Source organism: Burkholderiales bacterium, assembly GCA_035543335.1.
Taxonomy (GTDB): Bacteria; Pseudomonadota; Gammaproteobacteria; order Burkholderiales; family JAHFRG01; genus JAHFRG01.
The window spans coordinates 20,966-44,906 of sequence record DASZZH010000028.1 but is presented as its reverse complement, the minus strand read 5'-3'; the positions used below and the strand labels follow the sequence as shown (position 1 = coordinate 44,906).

The following is a 23,941-nucleotide window of genomic DNA, read 5'->3' as shown; positions in this document are numbered from 1 at the left end:
TCACACCGTCTTGAAACTGGTGACGCCCTTAGTCTTGAAGAGCTGGACGGCGTTGGCCTTGAGCTGATCGTTGCCGGCGAAACCTTCGTCGAGGCAGACCACGCGCTCGGGTTTCTTGTCAGCCATCGCGCGAACGAGTTCGAGCGTCAGTTCGCGCTCTAGGCAAATGAAAAGCGCACCGCTCGCGACGCTATGCACGGCCTTGCCCGCAAGCGTGAGCGTTTCGACCGGCGTGGTAAGCGCAAAGCCACTTTTGAGCAGGATCTCGTAGAGTAGATCCTCGGCCGTACGGCCCTCACGGAAGTGATCGACGTGCATCTCAAGCTGTTGCTCTAGCACTTTCGCCTCGTGTGCCACTTCGGCATTCCATGGTTTGAAGTTAGACTCGCTTAGCTTGAAGACGCGAAAGCCGCGGTCCTGCTTTGTGGCGCCTTCCAGATCGAGCTTGCCCACACCTTCGTCGCTGAGCTTATTGATAACACGACGGACGCGCTCCTTGGTGATTTCGGCAATGTTGGTTGCAAAATTATTGACCTTACAGAAATCATAGGCTGCTTTTTGAGCATTATCATTAGGGTCAAGTGGCTCGGGTAGCTGGACGAGGATGAACTTGCGGTTGCCGCCGTCCTGCTTGTTCAGGTCGAGGACAGCGTGGGCAATGCTACCAGAGCCGGCAAAAAAATCCAAAACAATAGAATCTAATTCAGAAGTTGCAAGATTCAGCAGCGGTATCAACAGCTTTGATGGTTTTGGAAATGAGTAAATTTGGGCGTCACCAAACAGATTCAATATTTCGTTCGTGCCGTGTTGAGTGAATACATTATCGATAATCGAAAATGCCTTGCTCTGGCGAACATTTCCATCCTCGTCTTTTAGATATTGCTTTGTATGTACCGACCAGTTACCATCCTTATCCTTTAGGAAGGCCAGCCCATCTTTTTTTAACGCTTCATCGACTCGCTCTCGTGACCACAACCACTGTCTCTTCGGCATGACTGCGGAGCCATCTGGCGCGGTAATTGGGAAAACGAGATTCTTTCTTTCACCCATGCTCTTAGTTGCTTCGAGCGGGTGGGTGCGATACGGGCCAAGCTGCGCATAGTTCTTGTCCTTCAGCGTGTAGTACCGTTCTATAGATTCTTGCGTCTGTGGAACGAATAAAGGTGCAATTGTGTCGAGGTTCCTAGCGTAGCAAAGAATATATTCGTGAACCGAGACGAGGAACTTTTCTTTAGCACCGCCGCCATAACGTTTTTTCCATATTATGTTTTCAAGGAAATTCTCTTCACCAAACACTTCATCGCATAGTTTTTTGAGATTGTCATACTCAAAGTCATCGATACTAATGAAAACGATGCCATCCTCCCGTAACAGATTCCTCGCTAGATACAGGCGCGGGTACATCATGTTCAGCCACTTCGAGTGGAAGCGGCCATCCGCTTCCGTATTGGTACTGAACTTCCGCCCTTCGGTATCCGTCTGCCCGGTGTATTCCAGGTAGGTTTGCAGGGACTCAGAGTAGTTGTCCGGGTAAATAAAATCATTACCGGTGTTATAGGGCGGGTCGATGTAGATCATCTTCACCTTACCCAAATATGACTTCTGCAGGAGTTTGAGCACTTCCAGATTGTCGCCCTCGATGATGAGGTTTTCGGTAGTGTCGAAGTTGACGCTTTCCTCCGGGCACGGGCGCAGCGTGCCGAGACTGGGCATCTGGATGGTCTTGTAGCAATCGGCCTTTCCCGGCCAGTTCATGCCGTAGCGTTCCTTGCCCACGTCCACGGTTTCGCCCAGCGCGCGCTCGAGCAGGTCGAAGTCGAGCTTGCCGCCCTCGGTGCGGATTTCGGGAAACAGGCGCAACAGCTCCTGCTTCCTGTCGTCCGCGATTTCATGCGAACGTAGATCAAGCCTCTCGGGTTCGTTGGTAATGATCTTCTCGTTCATTGGGAAAGTTCTACCACTTTACATTGAATCTCTACGAAATCCATACCTCGTCGATAACCCTAGCGATAGCAGAGTCAAGGTCTCGTCGTCGACGGGCCTCAATTAGGGATAGCCACAAATCGATCGTGGCGTCGTCAACCGCGGCCACGAGACCTCTGTCGTCCTTGAGGGTGTCCCGGCACCTTTGAACGAAGCGCGCCCTGTCCTCAAAATGCCGGCAACAGATGAAGCCAACCCTGCCACGATTCGGCGAGAAGCGTCCGGCGATTTGATCAAGCTCTGGATTGTTGATCTCAGTCGTGTAGTTCTTGCACTCGAAGGCCACAAATGCGCTGGGAAGCTTTCGAGTAGCATGGAGACGATAGAAGATCCCGATGGTTGCTCCGTTCTCCATTAAAACATCAATTCGCTTACGGCCTTGGTGAATCTCTTGTTCCTTTCGCGGGCAGAGGAGCGCCGGGAAAAAGAGAAATTCAAGGATGCCGACCATGAGCTTGTGGTAACTCGATGCATGTGCATTGCCCGGCGGGATTGCCGCCAATGCGGCGCGAAGCGCTGATGCAATGCCTGGTTCATCGTCCTCTTCTACTATGCTGTGTATTCCTCGTTTTTCCAGCTGTTCAAGATGCTGACGATATCGAACAAGTACCTCTGGATGTTCTTTCGAAAACTGAAAAAGATAGTCTTTAGTGCATGGGTATCTGGCTTGCAGATCCTTCTTGTACACCTTGCGTTTTCCATTCTTGAGGGCGTGCACAAGGTTCGAGCCAGCCGCAAGGTGTTGCGCTTGCAGGAACTCAAGAGCGAAGTGGCGATAGTAATGCTGGTGATCATAGGAAGGTTCGAAGCGCGCTATGGCCTTCGGAACCAACAAAATCGGCTTTCCACCCACAACAGGCAGTTGCAGGTATTCGTTGACCCAATCTTGGGCGCTAAGAGAGAAACATGCCCCTAATGCTACGTCACGTACGGGGACGCCGTGCAATTGACATTGATCGAAAGTGTACTCTGCTAGCCTGCCCCGAACGACGTTTGTCGTAAGATCGGATATCTTGTCCCAGCCGATTCCCTCGATCATCAGTTCACATTCCTCAAGCGAACTTAGAAATCCAGTCTTTACAGCGTTTGACTCTCGAAGTGCCTGGAATAAGCGGTCTGCCTGATTTGGACCAATGCCGGCTCCTTGAGGCCTCCCGCGCGAAAGACCGAATCTGGTCTCGTTGGGCTCCCTGAGATGGGCCAAAAGATTCCGCGCTTCATCACTGCGGTTGCTCCTAATACTATCGACGACCTTTTGAAAGAATGCTAGGAGATGGGCATGGGAATCTTGCGACCACCGATCCGGACGCTGCGAAATTGCAAAAGGATCTACAAATAAGGCGATGTCCCTATTCAGTGGAACGTCGACAAAATCGAGCTCGCCTTGGGACTTATCTAGGCCAAAATGCTGGGAAAATGTAGATTTGCTCGACATTACCTATGCCATTCCTAGCTACGTATCTCCGTTTGGATGGTCATAGCAAACAAAAACCTCAAAGGATTATAAAAATAGGGTGAGGGTAAATTATTCCACCTTCGCCGACTTCACGAGATGCATTAGGTTTGTCCGTATCGGTGCTTCTTTGCAGCGCTAGATGGTAGGCGAGGAGCTGCAGCGGCAAAACGTGCACAATGGGCCTTAGCCAATTGGCAGCGATGAGCAGTTGGTCTATTTTTCCACGCGCTAATTGTTCGGGTTCTGCCGCCATACTCCTCCCGTGGGCGGGACCCGTGTTCCGTTCATAGCTTTCGATACACCTCAGCACCCGCCTGCCGGAATTCTACCGCTTTTTCCTCCATGCCGCGCTCCAGCGCCTCGGCTTCAGGAATTTTTCCATCAGAGCGCTGGACAGGACTTATTTGCCCTTCAACAGCAGAATGACTCGATTAATAACTTGCTCCAACTCGCGTTGTGGCAACCGCGCGATGAATTCCGCGCGTCGCGCTCCAGTCCAGATTCTTGACGTGGTCGGAAAGCACGGCGCCGGAAACCTTCAATCCATCGGGGACCAAAATCTCGAACGGATAGCCCTTGATATGGCTGGTGACGGGGCAGCACAGCGCCAATCCGGTTCTTGCATTGTAAGCAAGTGGGGAGACGACGAGAGCAGGACGCCGGCCCGCCTGCTCGTGTCCTGCCTGGGGATTAAAATCCAGCCACATCAAATCACCGCGGTCAGGCTGGTAGCGCGAAGCGCGTTTCACCACACTTCAAAACCCTTGGCTTGCCCGGTGTCGGTTTCGCGGTGCAGATTACCCGCCGTGATTTGACTCACCAGCTTTTTAAGACTCAAACCGGCCTCGTGCAGCGGCTCGACGATGATTCGTCCTTTGGCAAGGCTCAACTTGACGCTGGAGCCTTCGGCCAGCTGCGCGCTGCGCGCGAACGGCATGGGCAGACGTAACGCCAGGCTGTTGCCCCAACGCAGAATTTTTTGTGATTGCATGGCAGTGCTCCAAGACAGGACGTATATGTTATGGCTATACGCCGTATATCAGTCAATACCACCCACGTTTCTTCGCGCGCGAATTTGCCTTGAACTCTTTTTCCAGGGGTCTGGTGTCAGTGCCATATCGCTTTGTTCAGAGTTTTCGATACACTTCAGCGCCCGCCTGCCGGAATTCTACCGCTTTTTCCTCCATCCCGCGCTCAAGCCGCTTTGGCCGTCACGCGAAGCTTCACGCGCGTCTTTTTCTGTAATGCCCTCACGATACCGAAGAAATTTTCGGTGTTGGGATTGCCGCGCGGGGCCAGCATCCGATGCAGGCTCTTGCTCGGTTTGTTGATTTCCGCCGCGAGACCTTCGAATCCGATGGTCGCGTTCACCAGATCGCGCAGAACGGCTTTGCTCAATGACGTTAGGTCTTAGAATTCCCAATCGGGAAAATACTCTAGTAATAGGCGGTATTTCTCACAAAGTTTCCCGTTCGGGAAAAATATCCTTGACTCCGTACTCACTAGTATGTAATATTCCCGTTCGGGAAAACTGATTTTGACCACTTACGCCAATGACTATTATCGATCTTTCGTCCGTTAAGCATCTTGGAAGAGCAATTCGCGCTGCCCGAAAGTCCATGGGATTACGCCAGGCAGAAGCAGCTCTTCTGTGTGGTGTCGGGGTCCGTTTCCTTTCCGACCTCGAAAGGGGGAAGGACACTGTTCGGCTAGATACGACACTCAAAGTGATCAATGGCCTTGGACTCGCGTTATCACTTGGCTCAAAGAAGCCCTTCTGGAGCAAAGATGAGTGATGCCCTCGATGTGTACGTGAATCAGGATCTTGCGGGCCAGTTACGCGAAGTGCGAGGCAAACTCCTTTTTGCATATGCAAAGGAGTGGCTAGGATCAGATCGATTCTTTCCATTATCGGTAACAATGCCACGCCATCTTGAAGAGTTTCCGGATGAAATATCGCGCCCATTTTTTGAGAATCTGTTACCCGAAGGCGAAGTTCGGGCTGCCATTGCGAAATTAAAACGTGTGTCGGAAAAAAACACATTTGGGTTGCTTGAGGAAATTGGGGGGGATTGTGCAGGCGCCGTCTCACTTTGGTCGGTCGGGGAAGTGCGTAAGACAGATGTTAGCTATACACCAATTAGTGAAAAGAAGCTTGGCACGATACTGGCGGACATGCAGAAACGGCCTCTCTTGGTCGCCGATGATGAGCTTCGCTTATCCTTAGCCGGTGCGCAGAATAAGTTGCCCGTTTACTATGATGGCGAACAACTGTCGCTCCCTTTGGGTGGTGCCCCAAGTTCGCACATTCTTAAACCAGGTTCACCACACTATGAAAATATGCCCGTTAATGAATGCTTCTGCATGGTGCTTGCCAATAAAGTCGGCTTGCCTGTTCCCAAATCAGCCATTCTTCGCAAACCGGGCCCAATCTATTTGGTCGCCAGATACGATCGAGTCATTGGAACAAATGGAAAACTTACGCGCATCCACCAAATTGATTTTTGCCAAGCGCTTAATTTGCCTTCAAGTAAGAAATACGAAAAAGAAGGCGGGCCTAGCCTTACAGCTTGTTTCGACGTTGTTTCCAAATACAGCTCTCAGGCAGCAAAAGATCGTTTAGGTCTTATTTTGTGGGTGATCTTCAACTACTTGATTGGTAATGCTGATGCTCACGCGAAAAACCTGTCTCTTTTGATCACGACGAAGGGAATTACGCTTGCTCCCTTTTATGATCTAATTTGTACGGGGACATATTTAGATCTTACGGACAAGCTTGCGTTAAAGATTGGTGGCGAGAACAGGCCAAGCTGGTTACAGAAGCGTCATTGGGAAGTACTCGCAAAAGAATCCGGGGCGAACCCCCGCATTGTTTGGAAACAGATCAATGATCTCTCAGAGGCCATAATTGCCGCGGCTAAGGTTGTTACGGCAGAACTGAACCTCCAGGTAAACGAGCAGATATTAGTTGACAAAATTTGCAGCATCATCTCTACGCGGTCTAAGTATCTTCTAGGCCTACTGAAAAAATGACTTCATCAAGCACCTAATTTAAATTCCGCACAATCAGATACAACGACTGTAATACTTGTTGGTTAGACTTTCTAATACACATCCCAGCCAGCCAGCCGGAATTCTACCGCTTTTTCTCCCATGCCGCGCTCCAGCGCCTCAGTTTCAGGAATTCCTCCATCAGAATTTCGCCGGGGTGAATGGGTTTGAGCTTTGTTATAGGCGGAGTCCTCAGGCCGCAATTCGTTCTCTAGACGTGAAGGCTTTTTGCAAGTCCCGCCGTGTAGCGCCGGCGGCAATCAGCGCGCGCACGATCAGGTCCAGCGAGACCGAGGGATCGCCCGCCTCGATCTTGGCTATGCGGGACTGGCTCGACCCCAAGCGTTGTGCGAGATCAATTTGGGAAATGCCGTGCTTCAAGCGGGATTTCTTCACGGCGCTGATCAGGGAGAGCCTCAGCTCAACCAGCGCAGCCTCCTCCCGGCTCAATTTAAGAAAATCCTTCGCCGTTCCGACTTTCCAGCCAGCTGCTTGCAGTCGCTTAAGTTTTCCGGTGCTCATGATTGTTTCCTTATCCTGCTCAAACCGGCTTTGCCGTTACACGCAGCTTCACGCGCGTCTTTTTCTGCAATGCTCTCACGATGTCGAAAAAGTTTTCGGTGTTTGGATTGCCGCGCGGGGCCAGCATCCGATGCAGGCTCTTGCTCGGTTTGTTGATTTCCGCCGCGAGACCTTCGAATCCGATGGTCGCGTTCACCAGATCGCGCAGAACGGCTTTGCCTACAGTGGTATCGCCGGCCAGGTAGGCGTTGATCGCCTCGGTAAACAGCGCTTCGCGGAACCGCGCGTCACGCTGCGCGCGCGCCAGAACCGTTTCCTTGAAATCCCGTGTCAGTGCCATGTCGTCTGGCGATTCGTCAAGCCGCTTTGAGCACTTTCAAATTCTTGACTTTGGTTCCCATCCGGTCTTCCTCGGTCTGCAGATCATATTTGGCCTGCAGGTTCATCCAGAACTGCGGTGAAATGCCGAAGTAATGAGCGAGGCGAAGAGCGGTGCCGGCGGTAATGCCGCGCTTGCCGAGCACGATCTCATTGATGCGGCGGGGGACACGTCAATATCCACCGCGAGCCGGTACTGACTCACATTGAGCGGCTTCAGAAATTCTTCCATCAGAATTTCGCCGGGGTGAATGGGTTTGAGCTTGGCCATATGTGCAGGCCTTAGGCTGCGTGCACCCGCACGCGGCGCTCGGTCTTCGGCCAGGTCGTGCGCTTGGCGAGACGCAGGTCGTAATCCACCTGCAACCCCATCCAGATTTCCGGGGAGACACCGAAATATTTACCCAGCCGCAGCGCGGTATCAGCGGTGATCGCACGCTTGCCGCTCACGACCTCGCTGATTCGATTGGGCGGAACAGCGATTTCGCGCGCAAGCGCGTTGATACTCACCCCGAGCGGCTTCATAAATTCCTCGTAGAGGACCTCCCCGGGAGGAATTGGATCGAGCAGTTTCGTAGTCATGGCTTCACCTATGCGTGGTAATCGACGATTTCGACGTCGAATGCGTGTCCTTCCGACCAGCGAAAGCAGAGCCGCCACTGGTCGTTGATGCGGATGCTGTGCTGGCCCTTGCGGTTACCCTTCAGCGCTTCCAGCCGGTTACCCGGCGGGACAAGCAGGTCCTGGAGCGAGCGTGCCTGGTTGAGATACAGCAACTTGCGGCGCGCCGGCCGCTCGATCGCTCGAAAACGCGCGACCTGCCTGTCATGAAACAGCGCTTCCGTGTCGGGCGAACGGAAGGACTTGATCATACGTAAAGGGTATTACGCTTCGCATAATACGTCAAGCGTTATTACCACGTGGCAGCAGAACCGAGGGACACCTTTATCCTGAGCGTGGATGCTGTTCTAATTTGTTCAGAGTTTTCGATACACCTCAGCGCCCGCCTGCCGGAATTCTACCGCTTTTTCCTCCATGCCGTGGGTGATCGCCTATAATCTCGGTATTCTCCTGCGTCGGCTGGTCCTGCCCCGTGCCATTCAGAGCGGGTCACTAACAAGCCTACAGCAGCGGGTGTTCAAGACCGGTGGGCACCTGATCCGGCATGCCCGCTATTACATCCTCCAGCTTGCTGAAAGCCGCTTGACACTGAGCCTCTTTTTGGGCAGATTCTTTGGGCGCATCGAGCAACTCGCGTGGCACCCGATCTGATCGTCGGAAATTCCGGATTAGAGAGGTCTGTCCATTTCCAGTTAGACACCCGTGCGACAAGACTGCCGTCAGAACAAGGGAGGTAAATCATGGAACGAATAATTTCTCGCCGCGAGTTCGTCAAAAGGCTCGCAGGCGGAGCAGCGCTCCTTGCGCTACAGCCATCATGCAGTTCCTTGGCGCCGTCGCTGCCGCCGGGGCTGCTGCTGCGCAATGACCTGACGGATCTCAGCGGGACACTGCTCTTCGACGATGCTGCGCTGCAGGCGGCTGCGAACGACTTTGGACGCATCGTGCATCGGCTGCCGATCGCTGTGCTCAAACCCGGCTCGGCTCAAGATATCGTGAAGCTGGTTCAGTTCGCGAACCGCCATGGCCTCAAAGTTGCGATGCGGGGTCAGGCCCATTCATTTTTTGGCCAAACTCAGGCCGAGGGGGGAGTCGTCATCGACTCCAGTAGTTTGAATTCCGTCCGCATCATCAATTCGGGCGCCGTCGAGGTTGGCGCCGGAGCAAAGTGGAGCGCCGTTTTGGATGCAGCGAACGCCTCCAAGCGAACGCTGCCGGTGATCGCCGATATCTTCCTTTCGGTCGGCGGCACGATCAGTACGGGTGGATTTGCCGTGACGACGTACACCCAAGGTTTTCAGGTCGACCGTGTTCTGGAACTCCAGGTGGTGACGGGGGATGGGCAGCTCGTGACCTGTTCCGACGAACGCAACAGTGATCTCTTCAACGCCATGCTTGGCGGGCTGGGTCAATGCGGCATTATCGTGAAAGTCGTCATGGAGCTGGTTGCCGCACCCACTCACGTCCTGTTCTTCAAGTTGAACTACGAGGACTTTCAGACAGCCTCCGCTGACCTGGCGTTTCTCGCGAAGGTTGGGCGCTTCAACCACCTCGACGGGAGGGGCGCCGCACAGCCGGGCGGTGGCATCGCGTATTACGTCGAAGGCGGAGTTTTCTATGACGCTCCGAATACTCCAAGTGAGGCGCCACTGCTCGCGGGGTTGAGGTTTGCGAACCAAACCACCAAAGTGATGACCTATGAGCAGTACTATCGCCGCGAAGAAGTATGCACTATCTGTACTGCTCCCACGCTAAAACCCTTTGTGTACCTCTGCTTGCCCTCATCTCGATACGTCGAGTACACATCGAGAATGCTTGCCACTCCTGAAGAGGCTGCCTTTGTGACTCCGCGCATGTCTGCATGGAGGAGGAGCTCCATGAAGCGTCCGCTCGTCCGTTTGCCGAACGAAGATATCGTCTTCAGATTCCAGATTTCGCGGGTTCTGCCGGCATCGGCTGATATATCGTCCGCGATCGCGATGAATCGCACACTATACGAGCGGGCGCGCGCTATGGGCGGAACACGATTGACGACGAGCGCGATTCCGTTTTCGCAGGCCGATTGGATCCAGCACTATGGACCCGTTTGGAAATCGGTCCAAGCCTCGAAGGCGCGGTTCGACCCGAAGAATGTGCTGGCACCGGGACACGGAATGTTTCCTGGCTAAGCCCGCGAACGCGGTGTCTAAGCGGTCGTTTGAGATGGCCGCCGCAAAGCGGCACCACTTCATGAAGTCTCAAATAAATTTCGCGGCAGGCCGGATTGGCGGATGGCGTTGCTTGACTTCGGTGGGATCGGCGGTTTCGAAAAAAAGCTCCACGGCTTCCTGCAGGTTACTGCGCGCTTCCTCAATGGTGTAGCCTTGACTGGCGATATCAAATTCCGGACACAGCGCCACGTAGCCGTTGCCCTCTTTCTCGATAATCGCGGTTAACTGATGTTTTTTCTTCATTGCGGTCTCCAAACTTGAAGAGCGTCCGTCTAGTTTACACCTTTTGATAGACCTCTCCGCCCTGCTTCACAAACTCCACAGCCTTCTCCTCCATCCCCTTCTCCAAGGCTTCGGTTTCGGAGAAGCCGTGGCTGGCTGCGTAATCGCGCACGTCCTGGGTAATCTTCATCGAACAAAAATGCGGGCCGCACATGGAGCAGAAATGGGCGAGCTTGGCGCCTTCCTGCGGCAGGGTCTCGTCGTGGAAAGCTTTCGCCTTGTCGGGGTCGAGGCCGAGGTTGAACTGGTCATCCCAGCGGAATTCGAAGCGCGCTTTGGATAAAGCGTTGTCGCGAATTTGCGCGCCCGGATGGCCTTTGGCCAAATCGGCGGCATGCGCAGCGATCTTGTAAGCCATGATGCCGTCTTTGACGTCGTCCTTGTCGGGAAGCCCGAGGTGCTCCTTGGGCGTGACGTAGCAGAGCATGGCAGTGCCGTACCAGCCTATCATCGCCGCACCTATTGCAGACGTGATGTGGTCATAGCCCGGCGCGATGTCGGTGGTGAGCGGCCCGAGAGTATAGAACGGCGCTTCCTTGCAATACTTCAATTGCAAATCCATGTTCTCCTTGATGAGCTGCATGGGCACGTGGCCCGGGCCTTCGATCATGACCTGCACATCGTGTTTCCAGGCGATGTCGGTCAGCTCGCCGAGAGTTATTAATTCAGCGATCTGCGCCTCATCGTTGGCGTCGTAAATCGAGCCGGGGCGCAGGCCGTCGCCCAGGCTGAAGCTCACGTCATACGCTTTCATGATTTCGCAGATTTCCTCGAAGCGGGTGTAGAGGAAACTTTCCTTGTGATGCGCGAGGCACCATTTGGCCATGATCGAGCCGCCGCGCGAGACAATGCCGGTCATGCGTTTCGCAGTGAGCGGAATAAACGGCAGCCGCACTCCGGCGTGAATGGTGAAATAATCCACGCCCTGCTCGCACTGCTCGATCAAAGTATCGCGATAGATTTCCCAAGTGAGCTCTTCCGCTCTTCCGTCTACTTTCTCCAATGCCTGGTAAATCGGCACGGTGCCGATGGGCACCGGCGAATTACGGATAATCCACTCGCGCGTTTCGTGAATGTCTTTGCCGGTGGACAAATCCATCACCGTGTCGCCGCCCCAGCGGATGGCCCAAGTCATTTTTTCCACTTCTTCCTGAATCGAGGAGGTGATGGCTGAATTGCCGATGTTGGCGTTGATTTTCACCAGGAAGTTGCGGCCGATGATCATCGGCTCGGTTTCCGGATGGTTAATGTTGGCGGGAATGATCGCCCGGCCGCGCGCCACTTCATCGCGCACGAATTCCGGTGTAATCAATTTGGGAATTGAGGCCCCAAAATCCTGCCCCGGATGCTGGTGGGTAAGCAATTCGGAAAGCTCGTCGCAGCGTTGGTTCTCGCGGACGGCGATGAATTCCATCTCCGGCGTGATTTGGCCCTTGCGCGCATAGTGCATCTGCGTGACATTCATGCCCGGTTTGGCGCGCAAAGGCTTGCGCTTCAAATTGAAACGCAGTTCCGCCAGCTTGGGATCGGTCAGACGGCGGCTGCCGAATTCGGAGCTTGGGCCGGAGAGTTTTTCCGTGTCATTGCGCTCGAGTATCCATTTTTCGCGCAAAGCGGGAAGCCCGGCGCGGACATCAATCTTTGCCGCAGGGTCAGTGTAAGGGCCGGAGGTGTCGTAGACATAAAGCGGCGGATTTTTCTCCGCGCCGAAAGAAGCGGGCGTGTCGGATTGAACGATTTCACGCATCGGCACCCGGATGTCGGGACTGCTGCCTTCGACATAAACCTTGCGCGAATTCGGCAACGGTTTCACCGCCGCTTCATCAACGTGGGCGGTGGCACTTAAGAATTTCGGGTTGGCATTCACAACTCGCTCCTCGCAGGACGCGGGGAGCGGTGGAGGAATTCAACGCTTCCCTGCGCCGGCATTATCCGTATCAGGTTATAAGGGTATGATCTCACCCGGCTGGTCTACAAAACTCGTCGCTTGCGCTTGGGAGTTTTGTAGGGTTCCATTAACAACCAGGACCCCTAACGTAAGTGAGACGCTACTCGGACTATGCGATAATTGCAAGCTCGCAAACGCCCTCCGATTTCAGGTCCATGGATATCGAACAAGCGCGCTTCAACATGATCAAGCAGCAAATCCGCACGTGGGAAGTGCTCGATCAGGAAGTTCTTGATTTGTTGCTTGTAATCAGGCGCGAGCGGTTTGTCCCGGAAAAATGGCGCGCGCTGGCTTTTGCCGACATGGAAATCCCCTTGGGACACGACCAGGCGATGTGGCAGCCGAAAATGGAAGCGCGCGTGCTACAAGAGCTTGCGCCAAAAAAAACCGACATGGTGCTTGAAGTGGGCACCGGCAGCGGTTACCTCACCGCGCTCTTCGCCGCCAAAGCGCAGCACGTCTATAGCGTGGAAATCATTCCCGAGTTTTCGAAGCAGGCGGCGCAAACCCTCCGCTCCGAAAGTACCAGCAACGCCACGCTGGAAGTGGGGGATGCCGCGCGCGGCTGGAATGCGCATGCGCCTTACGATGTGATTGTGCTCACCGGTTCGGTGCCGATGCTGCCCGAGGCGTGGCAGCAAAGCCTGAATCCCGGCGGCAGGCTATTTGCCATCGTGGGCGATCCGCCGGTGATGGCGGCAAGACTGATTGCCTGTGTTGCGCCCGGAGCGTACAACTCGGTGGATTTGTTCGAGACCTGCATTACACCGCTGGTCAACGCGCCCCAGCCTGAACGCTTTATTTTTTAACCGAGTTGCAAAATTTGCCGCTCGCCCTGAGCTCGTCGAAGGGTGAGCGGCGTAGCCTACCTCCGTTCATGTCCTTCGACTACGCTCAGGAGAGCGTTCGACAGCCTTTAGTGCTGAGCTTGTCGAAGCATCACCACGAACGGGCACGGCGTAATCAAGGTTGTCAATAATTAAAAACGGATTAAGCGCAGGATTCTTTGCGTCGCGCCCTGATACCGCGCAATGAAAGTGCGGCCCGCTTCTCCCATCACTTTTCGTCTCGCTGCATCGGCAAACAAGGATTTGATTGCCTCCCCAAGTTCAGCAACATTGGTAACGCGCTGCGCTGCACCCGCTTGCACCGCAAGCTCGGCAGCTTCGGCAAAGTTAAAAGTATGCGGGCCGATTAATACCGGCTTGCCCACCGCACAGGCCTCGAGCAGGTTCTGACCTCCGTAAGGCAGAAGACTCCCGCCCACGAAAGCCACGTCGCACGCCGCATAGTAAGCGAACATTTCTCCCATGCTGTCGCCCAGTATAAATTGCGTGTCGGCGGCGACAGGCCGATTTTCGCTTCTACGCTGGAAGCGAACATTACGGCTTTGCAATAATGCCGCGACTTCGTCAAAGCGCTGCGGGTGGCGCGACACGATGACCGTAAGCAGATCCGCAAGGCCGGTTGCCGCGGCCGCTTGCAGCACCAGTTCCTCCTCGCATTCACGGGTGCTGGCGGCGAGAAAAACCGGCCTCGCGCCAAAGCGGGAACGCAATTCGCCACCGAGTTCGAGCAAGGAAGAGGGCGGCTTCACGTCGAATTTCAGGCTGCCCGTGACTTCAACGCTTGCCGCGCCCAGCGCTCGCAAGCGCTCCGCGTCCTGCTGCGTCTGCGCTGAAACAGCGGTCAGCGATTGCAGCGCCGGCCGCACTAGGCTTGCAAAACGCGCGTAACGGGCGGCAGATTTTTCAGAGAGCCGAGCGTTTACCAGATAAAGCGGAATCTTTTTTTCCTTGCAGAGGTGAATCAGGTTAAACCAGATTTCGGTTTCCAGCAGCACGCCGGCAACCGGTTTGAAATGCCGCAAAAAACTCTCGGCCGCCTGTGGGAAATCATAGGGAAGATAACAGCGCAGAACGTTGCCGCCGAAAAGCTGCTCGCCGGTTTCGCGCCCGGTGGGCGTCATGTGGGTGAGCAGAATCTGATGCCCGGGATGCGCCTGGCGCAAAGCCTTCACCAGCGGCTCCGCCGCGCGCGTCTCGCCAACTGAAACCGCGTGCAGCCAAATCACCGGTCTTCCGGGCGCTTCCCGGTAAAAACCGAAACGCTCGGGAATATGCTTGAGATAGGCCGGCTGGCGTCGGCTGCGCCATAGCAGATGCAGCAGCGCAAAAGGCAGCATCGCGTAGGTCAGCAGGGTGTAGACGAAGCGCGTCTTGATCATCTCAATGTCCCCTTACCGCTGAGGGAAAGGTCGTCAGTTCCTTTTCAATAACCCATCCCCACCCCAACCCTCCCCTTGAAGGGGAGGGATCATAAAATTCTGCCTCCCCGTGAAGAGAAGGGTTCTAAAATTCTGCATCCCCTTGAGGGGGAGGGATCATAAAATTCTGCATCCCCTTGAAGGGGAGGGATCATAAAATTCTGCATCCCTGTGAAGGGGAGGAATCGTAAGATTCTGCCTCCTCTTGAAGGAGAGGTTCGCAAATCAGAGGAAGCCACCGGCTTCAGCTCCCTCCCTACCAGTGAGAAGTCACCATTTTTTAACTCCTTCCTCATCAGGGGGAGCAGGAATTCACTCTGCTCAAGCCGGTGAAGGAGAAGCCGCCATTTTTTAACTCCTCCCTCTTCGCGGGAAGCCACCATTTTTTAACTCCTTCCCCCTCAGGGGGAAGGTTGGGATGGGGGTGGGGTATGCAAAGCGCGCCATATCGAATCCTTAACCGCTTCGACGTCATGAAATATCTCGTTATTCCAAAATCTCAGCACCCTGAAACCCGCGCTCATCAGCGTTGCCGTGCGAGCTGCGTCCCGCTCCATGTGCTCTCCATGCTGCCCTCCGTCCATCTCGATTACAAGCATCGCTTCCAGGCAAACAAAGTCAAGAATGTAGTCTCCGAAAGGATGCTGCCTACGGAATTTGAAACCGTCCATTTGCCTTCTATGCAGGTAATGCCATAAGCGCAACTCCGCATCAGTCATGTTGTCGCGCAGTCTGCGTTGAAGTCCGCCCTGAAGAATGCTCTTGTTGATTTGCCCTTTCACGCTACCCCATCCCCACCCGTACCCTCCCCTTGAAGGGGAGGGTTTAAATTTTCCCCCATCAAGGGGGAAGGAAAGTCGGAGCGTACCGCAAGCAACTTATCGAGCGCCGCCGCAACCGCGCCTACCGCCGGCGGGCGATTTTTCCCGCCCAGATTGACGGCGCTTTCGGAATAAATTCCGGTGTCTTGAGGCTCGGTCGCGCAGTAAATCCCGATGACCGGGACTTTGAGCGCCGCGGCGAGATGCGCAAGCCCGGTATCGACGCCGATGACAACTTTGGCGCCGGCAAGCAGGGACGCCGCTTCGTCAAGAGTGAGCTGCGGGGGCATAACAGAAAATTTTATCCGGCGTGCCAGCCGCTCGCTGCGCACCCGCTCGCCTTCGCTGCCCCACGGCAGAACGCAGGAGAGCCCCGATCCATTCAGATAAGCACCCAGCTCAATCCAGCGCGGTTCCGGCCAAAGCTTGTCGCTGTCGCTGCTCGCATGCAACAACACTGCATAGGGGGCTTTAAGCCAGGAAAAATTTGCGGGCTTGGCCTGAATGCCGTAATCCGCCTTGCCCTCCAGCGCATAACCCAGCGCCTGCGCGGCGAGCGAACGGTTTCTCTGCACCGCGTGCAGCGTCCACGGCACGTCAAAAACACGGTCGTAAAACCAGCCCAGCGGCTCGCGCGCGCTCTTCCAGTTGAGCCCGCAGCGCACACCGCGCGCCAGCCGTGTGATCAGCGCGCTTTTAATCAATCCCTGGGAATCGAGAATAAAATCGTACTGCCCGCTGCCCAGCCACTCGCGGAAATCAGCAAGCTCCCACCAGGTCTGCCGCTGCCACAGCGTTTTGCGCCAACGGCGCAATTTCACCGGTAAAACGGCGCCCACTCCTGCGTGCATCACCGGAATCGCCTGATACGCTTCCTCCACCACCCAGTCGATGTGCGCCTCGGGAAAATGCCGGCGGATGTCGCTCACCACCGGCAGATTGTGGACGACATCCCCCATCGAGGAGGTTTTGACCAGCAAAATTTTTGGCATTAGTGATTTTGATTGTCGGGGGATTCGCGACCCACTAGCCTACACTGAAACGATTTATGCTCAAAGATTGGCCGGCAAAGGACGCGGCCGACCGTGCCGGGGAGCGCTTCCGCATTGGTGTATAATTGGCTGATTTTTTAAGGCTCCGGTGGTGTATGTCGCTCAGTAAACTCATCGTAAAACTGGAGAATCGGTCCGCTCTCATCGGCATTATCGGCCTGGGCTATGTGGGATTGCCCTTGATGCTGCGGTTTAGCGAAGCCGGCTATCGGGTGTTGGGCATCGATATCGATCCGGACAAGGTCAGTCGCCTGAATAAAGGCGAGAGCTACATCAGTTACATTCCCAGCCAATCCATCGCGACTGCCCTGAAAAAAGGCTTCGTCGCCACCAGCGAATTTAAGAAATCCTCCGAGGCGGACGCGCTGATTATCTGCGTTCCGACGCCGCTCAATCCTTATCGAGAGCCGGATCTCAGCTTCGTCCTCGGCACCTTGAATTCGCTGCTGCCGCATTTGCGCGCGGGACAAGTGGTCTCGCTGGAAAGCACCACCTATCCCGGAACCACGGATGAGGAACTGAAGCCGCGCATCGAATCAACCGGGCTCGTAGTCGGCAAAGATATATTTCTGGTGTTCTCACCGGAGCGGGTGGACCCGGCCAATTCCGATTTCGAGATCCGGGCCATACCCAAAGTCTGCGGCGGCACCACTGCATCCTGCCTTAAAGCGGGCCTCGCGCTTTACCGGCAAGCTATCGACAAGGTTGTGCCGGTGAGTTCGGCACGAACGGCGGAAATGGCCAAGTTGCTGGAAAACATCCACCGCGCGGTCAACATCGGTTTGGTGAATGAAATGAAAATCATCGCCGACAAAATGGGCATCGACATTCACGAAGTCATCCGCGCCGCCGCCACCAAACCGTTTGGTTTCGTCCCTTACTATCCCGGCCCCGGCCTGGGGGGTCACTGCATTCCCATCGATCCTTTTTATCTCACTTGGAAAGCCCGTCAATACGGTGTGCACACCCGCTTCATCGAATTGGCGGGCGAAGTCAATAGCAACATGCCGACGTGGGTCTTGGGAAAAATCGCCGACGCATTGAATGACCGAGGCAAGGCAATCAAGGGCAGCCGTGTTCTTGTTCTCGGCATTGCCTACAAAAAAAACGTGGAGGACATGCGCGAATCTCCCGCCGTTGAGCTGATGGAATTGCTCCGGGCCAAAGGCGCAGAATTAGCTTATTCGGACCCGCATGTGCCGGTCTTCCCCAAAATACGCAAGCATGATTTTGCACTGCACAGCATCCCGCTAACACCCGATTCTCTCGCCGTTTACGACTGCGTGGTGCTCACCACCAATCACGATGCTTTCGATTACCACATCATCAAAAAGTATGCCAAATTGATCGTCGACACGAGAGGCGTCTACCTGGAACCTGCCGGCAATATCGTCAAAGCCTGAAGGCCTTTCCACCACGGTTTATTCGCGGTGGCTCATTTTGATCTGTCATTGCGAACCGGGCGCGCCCTCATTCTCCTCATCCGTTCCGCGGCACTTAAGGGACGGCCTGCCGACCGCGGGCGCCCGGGTTTCGCCGGAACGCTGAACAGGTTTCGCCCGCATACTGCCTCTCGGGCTGCGTATTCATGGAAGGCGTGCGTGAGTATTTCCAGTGCCCTGAGCGCTTTTTCGCGCGCGGGCTTTGCGAAATCCTGCCCCAGACCCACGTAGCGGATGTTGTCGCAGCGGATGCTCTCCTGCGCCGGGCCTAGCGCCACTCGGAGCGGATCGCCGCCGGTAACGCGCGAGGGAATCCCGGCCGCTTCGCACAGCCTCGCAAAGTCAGTGAGATGCGGATAGGCTTTGCGGGACGGTGGCGAGGCCGCAATTTTTGGCGGCGCAATCATGGGACGAAAAGGGATGGGTTTCATTGTTCACCCCTTTGGACGCTTGACCGGCTTGGCCGGTTTCGCCAGCTCTTTTGCCACGCGTTCGCAGGCTTCCCGCAGGGGGCGGGCAGCGTGCATGTTGCCGGAAGTCACAGCCAGAAATTCGGGCGACTTGGGCAGGTTTGAAAGCAGCCCGGCTTGTTCCGCAGTCAGATAAGGGCGCACCAGACCGGCGTCAAAACCCTGTTTTGCTATCAGCCAACAGAGCTTGATCAGGTCGCGCTCATCTTTTCTTCCCTTCGCGCTGCCCCGCCGATCCTGCCAGGCGTTAAGTTTTAATACCACCAAGTGTTCCAGACATGCAACGCGGATACCCTCTATAACGGTCGAGCGGGCAAAAACCTCATGGTAAGGCACCGCAAGAGCATTGTTGTGCTCGAGGTAAATATCGTACTCGAGTCCGTCCTTGACAATCTGGTACTTGTTGAGCCGGCGATTGGCGGTGACTTCTTCTACATCGCGCAGATCGGCAAAATCGGCAAGCGAAATGTAAAAGTCGGCATCATGGCTGGTTTCAATGAACCCCGCTGCGTCCTTGGCACCGGAAACATGAATGTAAACGGCAACCCCGCCGATGAATACAACACTCTCGGGATAGCTTTTTGCTATTTCGACTATGCTTTTCCAGAGTTTTGCCCAATCTTCATTTTGATTATGGCGCATGATATATTTTCCGTAACATGTTACGGAAACAATGTTACGCGCTTCCCGCGCCAAAAACAAGCTTTCCTGCTTCATGTTGGCATGCAAAACCAGCAAACCGGGATACCAGGCTGTTGATAAAGTCGAATTACCCGTCATTGCGAGCGCGTGAGCCGCAGCCCAGAGCGCAGCGAAGGGGAAGCAATCTCACTTTTTCGAATCAAAGAGTTCGAGATTGCTTCGTCGCAGACCGCGCTCCTCGCAATGACGATGCGAGACTTTTTCAACAGCCTGATACCGCCCGTTATCTTTACGCCATGGAAAATCAGGGCGCCAGACGTTACAATCCCGCTTTGATTCACGTGCTCTTGGAGCGGTTACATGATCCTCGTTACCGGCGGCGCCGGATTTATCGGTTCGAATTTCGTGCTTGACTGGATCGCAACGGAAAGCACCCCCGTTGTGAATCTGGACAAGCTCACTTACGCCGGCAACCTGCACAACCTTTCCAGCCTGAAGAACAGCTCGAAACATATTTTCGTTCATGGCGATATAGGCGACAGGACGCTGGTTAGCCAACTGCTTGTCCAGCATCGACCCCGCGCCATCGTCCACTTTGCCGCAGAAAGCCACGTCGACCGGTCGATATACGGCCCGGAAGATTTTATCCTGACCAACGTATTGGGCACATTTCACCTGCTGGAAGAAGCGCGGGCGCATTGGCAAAAACTCCCGGAGCCGGAGCAAGCGGCGTTCCGCTTTCTCCACGTCTCCACCGATGAGGTATACGGTTCGCTCGAGCCCGATGAGGCTCCTTTCATCGAGACCAGCCGTTACGCTCCGAACAGCCCCTACGCGGCGTCCAAGGCGGGAGCCGATCATTTGGTACGGGCTTATTGCCGCACCTATGGGCTGCCCGTTATGGTTACGAATTGCTCCAACAACTATGGCCCTTACCAATTTCCGGAAAAGCTCATACCTCTGATGATACTCAACGCGCTGCAGGGCAAGCCCCTTCCGGTCTACGGCGACGGGATGAATGTCCGCGACTGGCTCTACGTCGGCGACCATTGTGCTTCGATTCGGGCAGTACTGGCCCGCGGCCGGGTCGGAAAAATGTACAACATTGGCGGCGGCAGCGAAAAAACCAACCTAGAAGTAGTCAAAACCGTTTGCGGCATTCTCGACGAACTTCGTCCCCTCGTTCCTCACCCAATCACCCAATCACCCGGTCACCCATCACCCATCACCCATTACTCCTCGCTGATCACGTTCGTCAAAGACCGTCCAGGCCACGACCGCCGTTACGCCATGGACTTCAGCAAGATCTCACGGGAACTCGGCTGGCGGCCGGAGGAAAGCTTCGAAACCGGGATTCGCAAGACGGTGGCTTGGTACCTCGACAACCCAGACTGGGTGGCCGAAGTGATGAGCGGCGCGTATCGGCGCTGGATCGACACCAACTACGCCGGCCGCTGAGCGGCCGTACACCAGGGCGCGGAAAGCGGGCAGCAGCGCAAGCCGCAGGGAGTGTCGCCCCCTTGTTAAAGGGGCAGCGGCGCAGCCGCGGAGGATTTTCAGCCGTCCGATTGCGGAAGAAATTCCCCCGCGCACCTTCGACGCGTCGGCCCCCTTTGACAAGGGGGTTGTTGCAGCAAGCGGCGGTTGACGGACCGCAGCCACTTAGCTAGACTTAGCTAAGTCCTAAGGAGATTGCAATGGAAACCATCAACATTCATCAGGCCAAGACGCAACTGTCCCGTTTGATCGAGCGGGTCAACGCCGGTGAGGAAATTGTGATCGCCAAGGCCGGTCGCCCGGTCGCGCGGCTCGTGCCGGCAGCCGCTTCCACGGCCCCCCGCATGCCCGGCCTCATGAAAGGCCGCATCCGCGTGAGCAAGGACTTCGATGCGCCGCTTGCCCACGATCTGCTCGACGCCTTCGAAGGCAAGGCCGGCTCCCGGTGAGGTTGCTGGTCGACACGCACCTGCTGATCTGGTGGCTTGCCGGAAAAAGTATTCCTGCGCGCGCGGCTGAACTCATCCGCGACCCCGGCAACCAAATCTATGCGAGCGCTGTGAGCGTATGGGAGGTCGCGATCAAAGTGTCCCTCGGCAAGATCCGCATCAACCCGGACGAGTTTGTCGCTGCGTTACGCGAAGGCGGTTTCCAGGAATTGGCAGTGACGGGCCGTCACGCGGCGCGCGTCGCCCAGCTCCCGAAGCACCATAGGGACCCGTTCGACCGCCTGCTGGTCGCGCAGAGCCTCGCCGAGGCGATGCTCTTGCTCACGCAAGACCAGCCGCTCGCCGCGTACGGGCCTTCGGTCCTGGTCGCCCGGTAGGATTGCACAATGAAAGGCATCATTCTCGCCGGCGGATCGGGCACGCGGCTGTATCCGATGACGCACGCGGTGTCGAAACAATTGTTGCCGGTCTACGACAAGCCAATGATCTACTATCCCCTGACAACCTTGATGTTGGCCGGCATTCGCGAACTTCTCCTCATCTCCACGCCCCAGGATATCTCGAGGTTCGAGCAGTTGCTTGGCGACGGCGAGCAATGGGGACTGGCCATTTCCTACGCGGTGCAGCGCAGTCCGGACGGGATCGCCCAAGCCATCATCATCGGCAAATCATTCCTCAATGGCGGGCCGTGCGCGCTGGTTCTTGGTGACAACATATTCTACGGCCACGATCTGGGAATGGACCTTCGAAAAGCCGCGGCCAGGCAAACCGGCGCCACCATATTTGCCTACCCCGTCCAGGACCCGCAGCGCTACGGTGTGGTGGAATTTGACGGACAAAACCGCGCCATTTCTTTGGAGGAGAAACCGGAGAAACCCCGTTCCCGCTATGCGGTGACGGGTCTGTATTTCTACGACAGCGACGTGGTCGGCATCGCCGAATCACTCAAGCCCTCCGCGCGCGGCGAACTTGAGATCACCGATGTCAACCGGCATTACCTTAGCCGGAGAAAACTGGACGTCGTCGTCATGGGGCGCGGCCATGCGTGGCTGGATACCGGCACCAACGACTCCCTGCTTGAAGCCGGCCAATTCATCCAGACCATCGAAAAACGCCAGGGCCTCAAAATCGCCTGCCCCGAAGAAATCGCCTACCGCATGGGATACATCTCCGCTGAACAGTTGCAGGCGCTTGCCGAACCGCTGAAAGGCAGCGGCTATGGCGCCTATTTGCTGAGCCTGCTGCAAGACAAGATTTTCTGAACTCATCACCCATCACCTAATCACTCATCACCCATTACCCATCACCTAATCACTCATTACTCATCACTCATCACTCATCACCCATCACCTAATCACTCATTACTCATCACCCATCACCCATTACTAGAACATGAATTTAATTAAGACCGCCATTCCTGACGTGCTGATCATCGAACCGAAAGTATTCGGCGACGCGCGCGGCTTCTTCTTCGAAAGCTTCAATCGCAAGGCGTTCGCGCAAGCCACCGGGATCGACGCGGAATTCGTGCAGGACAATCATTCACGCTCGGCACGAAACGTGGTGCGCGGATTGCATTACCAGATCAAGCAGCCGCAGGGGAAGTTGATTCGCGTGACTGCGGGAGAGGTCTTCGACGTGGCGGTGGATATCCGCAAGAGCTCGCCCACATTCGGCAAATGGGCAGGTACAAAGCTGTCCACCCAAAACAAACGAATTATCTGGATACCGCCTGGATTTGCCCACGGATTTCTGGCGCTCTCCGAAGCAGCGGAACTCCTGTACAAAACCACCGATTATTACTCGCCCGAATACGAGCGCACCATCCTGTGGAACGATCCCGATCTCGGCATCGCCTGGCCGCTGCAAGGCGAACCATTGCTCTCCGCCAAGGACCGGCAGGGCGTGCCCTTCGCCAAGGCGGAAGCGTTCCCGTAAAAACCGTGGAACGACAGGTGGTGACTAGAACCGGTCTCAAAAATGCTCCCTCGCCCCGCACTGGCGGGGCGAGGGGATTTTTGAGATGGCTTCTAGAAAATGACTTGTTGAAGCGCGAACAAAGAACTCTCACCTTCCACTCAATGGAAATCTCACAGTTTCAGTTCCTTTTCCTCAAGCGGATGGCGCTTCATTTTACTTGACAGGTATACGAATATTCGTATAATAAAGCCTGTACGCTTCATGGGTTCCTCCAAGGAAGACCTGTCCGCTTTTCCGGGGTCCGCCCGCATCCGCGCCGGTCACGAGCTGTTCATGGTGCAGATGGGCGCGACCCCGACGACTGGAAGCCGATGCCCGCGATAGGCGCGGGAGCATGCGAAATACGAGTTCGTGACAGGGAAGGCGCATTCAGAGTGATCTACGTGGCAAAGTTCGCGGATGCGGTTTATGTGTTGCACGCATTCAGGAAGAACACGCAGAAAACCGCCCGGCACGATCTGCAACTCGCCGCGCAGCGTTATCGGGAAGCGGCTACGGTAGCAGGAATGAGGTGATTTATGGCAAAAAAGGTGACGGAATCCAGCGGCAATATTTTTCTGGATCTGGGGTTTCCGCCCCACGAAGCAGCGGTGATGCTGCTGCGCGCGGAGTTGGCGGAGGCCCTGCGCGTCTGGATCGAACGCGAGAAACTGACCCAGGCGCAGGCCGCAAAGCGCCTGAAAATCGCACAGCCCCGCATGTCCGAGATTGTGCGCGGCAAGGTGGAACTGCTTTCGCTCGACTATCTCGTCGGACTCTGCGCCAAGGCGGGTATCCCGGTGGATTTGCGCCTTGCGGCGTGATCCCGGGATGACCATAAGCGGTCTACCCATTACCCATCACTCGAGTTCCTTCCCTCTCAGGGGGCGCG

At 55.5% G+C, this 23,941-nt stretch carries 30 protein-coding genes, 1 pseudogene and 1 riboswitch; of the genes and pseudogenes, 13 read left to right on the top strand and 18 right to left on the bottom strand.

Features of this window, described 5'->3' with window-relative positions:
* The 5 genes from VHE58_07525 to VHE58_07505 form a co-directional block, all read right to left on the bottom strand.
* Complete coding sequence (locus VHE58_07525; GenBank protein ID HVS27129.1) at positions 1–1,944, bottom strand: site-specific DNA-methyltransferase; 1,944 nt, start codon at positions 1,942–1,944, stop codon at positions 1–3.
* A 31-nt stretch (positions 1,945–1,975) separates the two neighbouring features.
* The gene (locus tag VHE58_07520) at positions 1,976–3,418 is read right to left on the bottom strand and encodes a hypothetical protein (protein ID HVS27128.1); all 1,443 of its coding nucleotides are present in this window, start codon (positions 3,416–3,418) and stop codon (positions 1,976–1,978) included.
* A gap of 452 nt (positions 3,419–3,870) precedes the next feature.
* Entirely contained in the window at positions 3,871–4,191 is a 321-nt protein-coding gene (gene mazF, locus VHE58_07515; GenBank protein ID HVS27127.1) for an endoribonuclease MazF, read from the bottom strand.
* Complete coding sequence (locus tag VHE58_07510; GenBank protein ID HVS27126.1) at positions 4,185–4,430, bottom strand: AbrB/MazE/SpoVT family DNA-binding domain-containing protein; 246 nt, start codon at positions 4,428–4,430, stop codon at positions 4,185–4,187. The genes mazF and VHE58_07510 overlap by 7 nt, the downstream gene beginning before the upstream one ends.
* Positions 4,431–4,633: 203 nt before the next feature.
* Positions 4,634–4,837 (bottom strand): hypothetical protein, encoded by a 204-nt coding sequence (locus VHE58_07505; GenBank protein HVS27125.1) that lies wholly within the window; start codon positions 4,835–4,837, stop codon positions 4,634–4,636.
* Positions 4,838–4,992: 155 nt separating this feature from the next.
* On the opposite strand from VHE58_07505, the gene VHE58_07500 reads away from it, so the two are divergent.
* Positions 4,993–5,235: a helix-turn-helix domain-containing protein gene (locus VHE58_07500; GenBank protein ID HVS27124.1), complete on the top strand. Its 243-nt coding sequence runs from the start codon at positions 4,993–4,995 to the stop codon at positions 5,233–5,235.
* Positions 5,228–6,472, top strand: coding sequence for a type II toxin-antitoxin system HipA family toxin (locus VHE58_07495; GenBank protein HVS27123.1), 1,245 nt, complete (start codon positions 5,228–5,230; stop codon positions 6,470–6,472). The genes VHE58_07500 and VHE58_07495 overlap by 8 nt, the downstream gene beginning before the upstream one ends.
* Positions 6,473–6,682: 210 nt before the next feature.
* Here the strand turns inward: VHE58_07495 and VHE58_07490 are convergent, their stop codons facing one another.
* The 5 genes from VHE58_07490 to VHE58_07470 form a co-directional block, all read right to left on the bottom strand.
* Entirely contained in the window at positions 6,683–7,012 is a 330-nt protein-coding gene (locus VHE58_07490) for a helix-turn-helix domain-containing protein (protein HVS27122.1), read from the bottom strand.
* A gap of 19 nt (positions 7,013–7,031) precedes the next feature.
* Positions 7,032–7,352: a transcriptional regulator gene (locus tag VHE58_07485; GenBank protein ID HVS27121.1), complete on the bottom strand. Its 321-nt coding sequence runs from the start codon at positions 7,350–7,352 to the stop codon at positions 7,032–7,034.
* 16 nt (positions 7,353–7,368) lie between these two features.
* Positions 7,369–7,536 (bottom strand): HigA family addiction module antitoxin, encoded by a 168-nt coding sequence (locus VHE58_07480; protein HVS27120.1) that lies wholly within the window; start codon positions 7,534–7,536, stop codon positions 7,369–7,371.
* 136 nt (positions 7,537–7,672) lie between these two features.
* Positions 7,673–7,972: a HigA family addiction module antitoxin gene (locus tag VHE58_07475; protein ID HVS27119.1), complete on the bottom strand. Its 300-nt coding sequence runs from the start codon at positions 7,970–7,972 to the stop codon at positions 7,673–7,675.
* 8 nt (positions 7,973–7,980) lie between these two features.
* Positions 7,981–8,262: a type II toxin-antitoxin system RelE/ParE family toxin gene (locus VHE58_07470; protein ID HVS27118.1), complete on the bottom strand. Its 282-nt coding sequence runs from the start codon at positions 8,260–8,262 to the stop codon at positions 7,981–7,983.
* Positions 8,263–8,425: 163 nt separating this feature from the next.
* Here VHE58_07470 and VHE58_07465 point away from each other — a divergent pair, with 163 nt between their 5' ends.
* Together VHE58_07465 and VHE58_07460 are read left to right on the top strand one after the other, a co-directional pair.
* Positions 8,426–8,662, top strand: coding sequence for a hypothetical protein (locus VHE58_07465; protein ID HVS27117.1), 237 nt, complete (start codon positions 8,426–8,428; stop codon positions 8,660–8,662).
* Positions 8,663–8,751: 89 nt separating this feature from the next.
* Positions 8,752–10,179: an FAD-binding protein gene (locus VHE58_07460; GenBank protein HVS27116.1), complete on the top strand. Its 1,428-nt coding sequence runs from the start codon at positions 8,752–8,754 to the stop codon at positions 10,177–10,179.
* 69 nt (positions 10,180–10,248) lie between these two features.
* On the opposite strand, the gene VHE58_07455 is transcribed toward VHE58_07460, so the two are convergent.
* Positions 10,249–10,464 (bottom strand): type II toxin-antitoxin system HicB family antitoxin, encoded by a 216-nt coding sequence (locus tag VHE58_07455; GenBank protein HVS27115.1) that lies wholly within the window; start codon positions 10,462–10,464, stop codon positions 10,249–10,251.
* A 34-nt stretch (positions 10,465–10,498) separates the two neighbouring features.
* Positions 10,499–12,370, bottom strand: coding sequence for a phosphomethylpyrimidine synthase ThiC (gene thiC, locus VHE58_07450; GenBank protein HVS27114.1), 1,872 nt, complete (start codon positions 12,368–12,370; stop codon positions 10,499–10,501).
* 30 nt (positions 12,371–12,400) lie between these two features.
* Positions 12,401–12,546: riboswitch (TPP riboswitch) on the bottom strand.
* A gap of 60 nt (positions 12,547–12,606) precedes the next feature.
* Between thiC and VHE58_07445 the strand changes: the two genes are divergently transcribed.
* Entirely contained in the window at positions 12,607–13,260 is a 654-nt protein-coding gene (locus tag VHE58_07445) for a protein-L-isoaspartate O-methyltransferase (protein ID HVS27113.1), read from the top strand.
* A gap of 170 nt (positions 13,261–13,430) precedes the next feature.
* Here the strand turns inward: VHE58_07445 and waaA are convergent, their stop codons facing one another.
* From waaA to waaC, 4 genes are all read right to left on the bottom strand, one after another.
* Positions 13,431–14,678, bottom strand: coding sequence for a lipid IV(A) 3-deoxy-D-manno-octulosonic acid transferase (waaA, locus tag VHE58_07440; protein ID HVS27112.1), 1,248 nt, complete (start codon positions 14,676–14,678; stop codon positions 13,431–13,433).
* A gap of 89 nt (positions 14,679–14,767) precedes the next feature.
* Positions 14,768–15,100, bottom strand: a complete 333-nt coding sequence (locus tag VHE58_07435) for a hypothetical protein (protein ID HVS27111.1) — start codon at positions 15,098–15,100, stop codon at positions 14,768–14,770.
* Between the two features lie 18 nt (positions 15,101–15,118).
* The gene (locus VHE58_07430; protein ID HVS27110.1) at positions 15,119–15,499 is read right to left on the bottom strand and encodes an endonuclease domain-containing protein; all 381 of its coding nucleotides are present in this window, start codon (positions 15,497–15,499) and stop codon (positions 15,119–15,121) included.
* A complete protein-coding gene (gene waaC / locus VHE58_07425) occupies positions 15,496–16,530 on the bottom strand; it encodes a lipopolysaccharide heptosyltransferase I (GenBank protein HVS27109.1) in 1,035 nt (344 codons plus the stop codon). The genes VHE58_07430 and waaC overlap by 4 nt, the downstream gene beginning before the upstream one ends.
* Positions 16,531–16,685: 155 nt before the next feature.
* Here waaC and VHE58_07420 point away from each other — a divergent pair, with 155 nt between their 5' ends.
* A complete protein-coding gene (locus VHE58_07420) occupies positions 16,686–17,993 on the top strand; it encodes a nucleotide sugar dehydrogenase (GenBank protein HVS27108.1) in 1,308 nt (435 codons plus the stop codon).
* A gap of 32 nt (positions 17,994–18,025) precedes the next feature.
* On the opposite strand, the gene VHE58_07415 is transcribed toward VHE58_07420, so the two are convergent.
* Positions 18,026–18,463 (bottom strand): hypothetical protein, encoded by a 438-nt coding sequence (locus VHE58_07415; GenBank protein ID HVS27107.1) that lies wholly within the window; start codon positions 18,461–18,463, stop codon positions 18,026–18,028.
* Positions 18,464–18,466: 3 nt separating this feature from the next.
* Entirely contained in the window at positions 18,467–19,144 is a 678-nt protein-coding gene (locus VHE58_07410; GenBank protein HVS27106.1) for a hypothetical protein, read from the bottom strand.
* A gap of 360 nt (positions 19,145–19,504) precedes the next feature.
* Between VHE58_07410 and rfbB the strand changes: the two genes are divergently transcribed.
* The 7 genes and pseudogenes from rfbB (at position 19,505) to VHE58_07375 (ending at position 23,873) form a co-directional block, all read left to right on the top strand.
* Complete coding sequence (gene rfbB / locus VHE58_07405; GenBank protein ID HVS27105.1) at positions 19,505–20,602, top strand: dTDP-glucose 4,6-dehydratase; 1,098 nt, start codon at positions 19,505–19,507, stop codon at positions 20,600–20,602.
* A gap of 239 nt (positions 20,603–20,841) precedes the next feature.
* Positions 20,842–21,090, top strand: coding sequence for a type II toxin-antitoxin system Phd/YefM family antitoxin (locus VHE58_07400; protein ID HVS27104.1), 249 nt, complete (start codon positions 20,842–20,844; stop codon positions 21,088–21,090).
* Positions 21,087–21,467, top strand: a complete 381-nt coding sequence (locus VHE58_07395; GenBank protein HVS27103.1) for a type II toxin-antitoxin system VapC family toxin — start codon at positions 21,087–21,089, stop codon at positions 21,465–21,467. The genes VHE58_07400 and VHE58_07395 overlap by 4 nt, the downstream gene beginning before the upstream one ends.
* Before the next feature lie 9 nt (positions 21,468–21,476).
* The gene (rfbA, locus tag VHE58_07390) at positions 21,477–22,352 is read left to right on the top strand and encodes a glucose-1-phosphate thymidylyltransferase RfbA (protein HVS27102.1); all 876 of its coding nucleotides are present in this window, start codon (positions 21,477–21,479) and stop codon (positions 22,350–22,352) included.
* 130 nt (positions 22,353–22,482) lie between these two features.
* Complete coding sequence (gene rfbC / locus VHE58_07385) at positions 22,483–23,028, top strand: dTDP-4-dehydrorhamnose 3,5-epimerase (GenBank protein ID HVS27101.1); 546 nt, start codon at positions 22,483–22,485, stop codon at positions 23,026–23,028.
* 243 nt (positions 23,029–23,271) lie between these two features.
* A pseudogene (locus VHE58_07380) lies at positions 23,272–23,585 on the top strand (type II toxin-antitoxin system RelE/ParE family toxin).
* Positions 23,586–23,588: 3 nt separating this feature from the next.
* Complete coding sequence (locus tag VHE58_07375; protein ID HVS27100.1) at positions 23,589–23,873, top strand: XRE family transcriptional regulator; 285 nt, start codon at positions 23,589–23,591, stop codon at positions 23,871–23,873.
* The last annotated feature ends 68 nt before the right edge of the window (positions 23,874–23,941 follow it).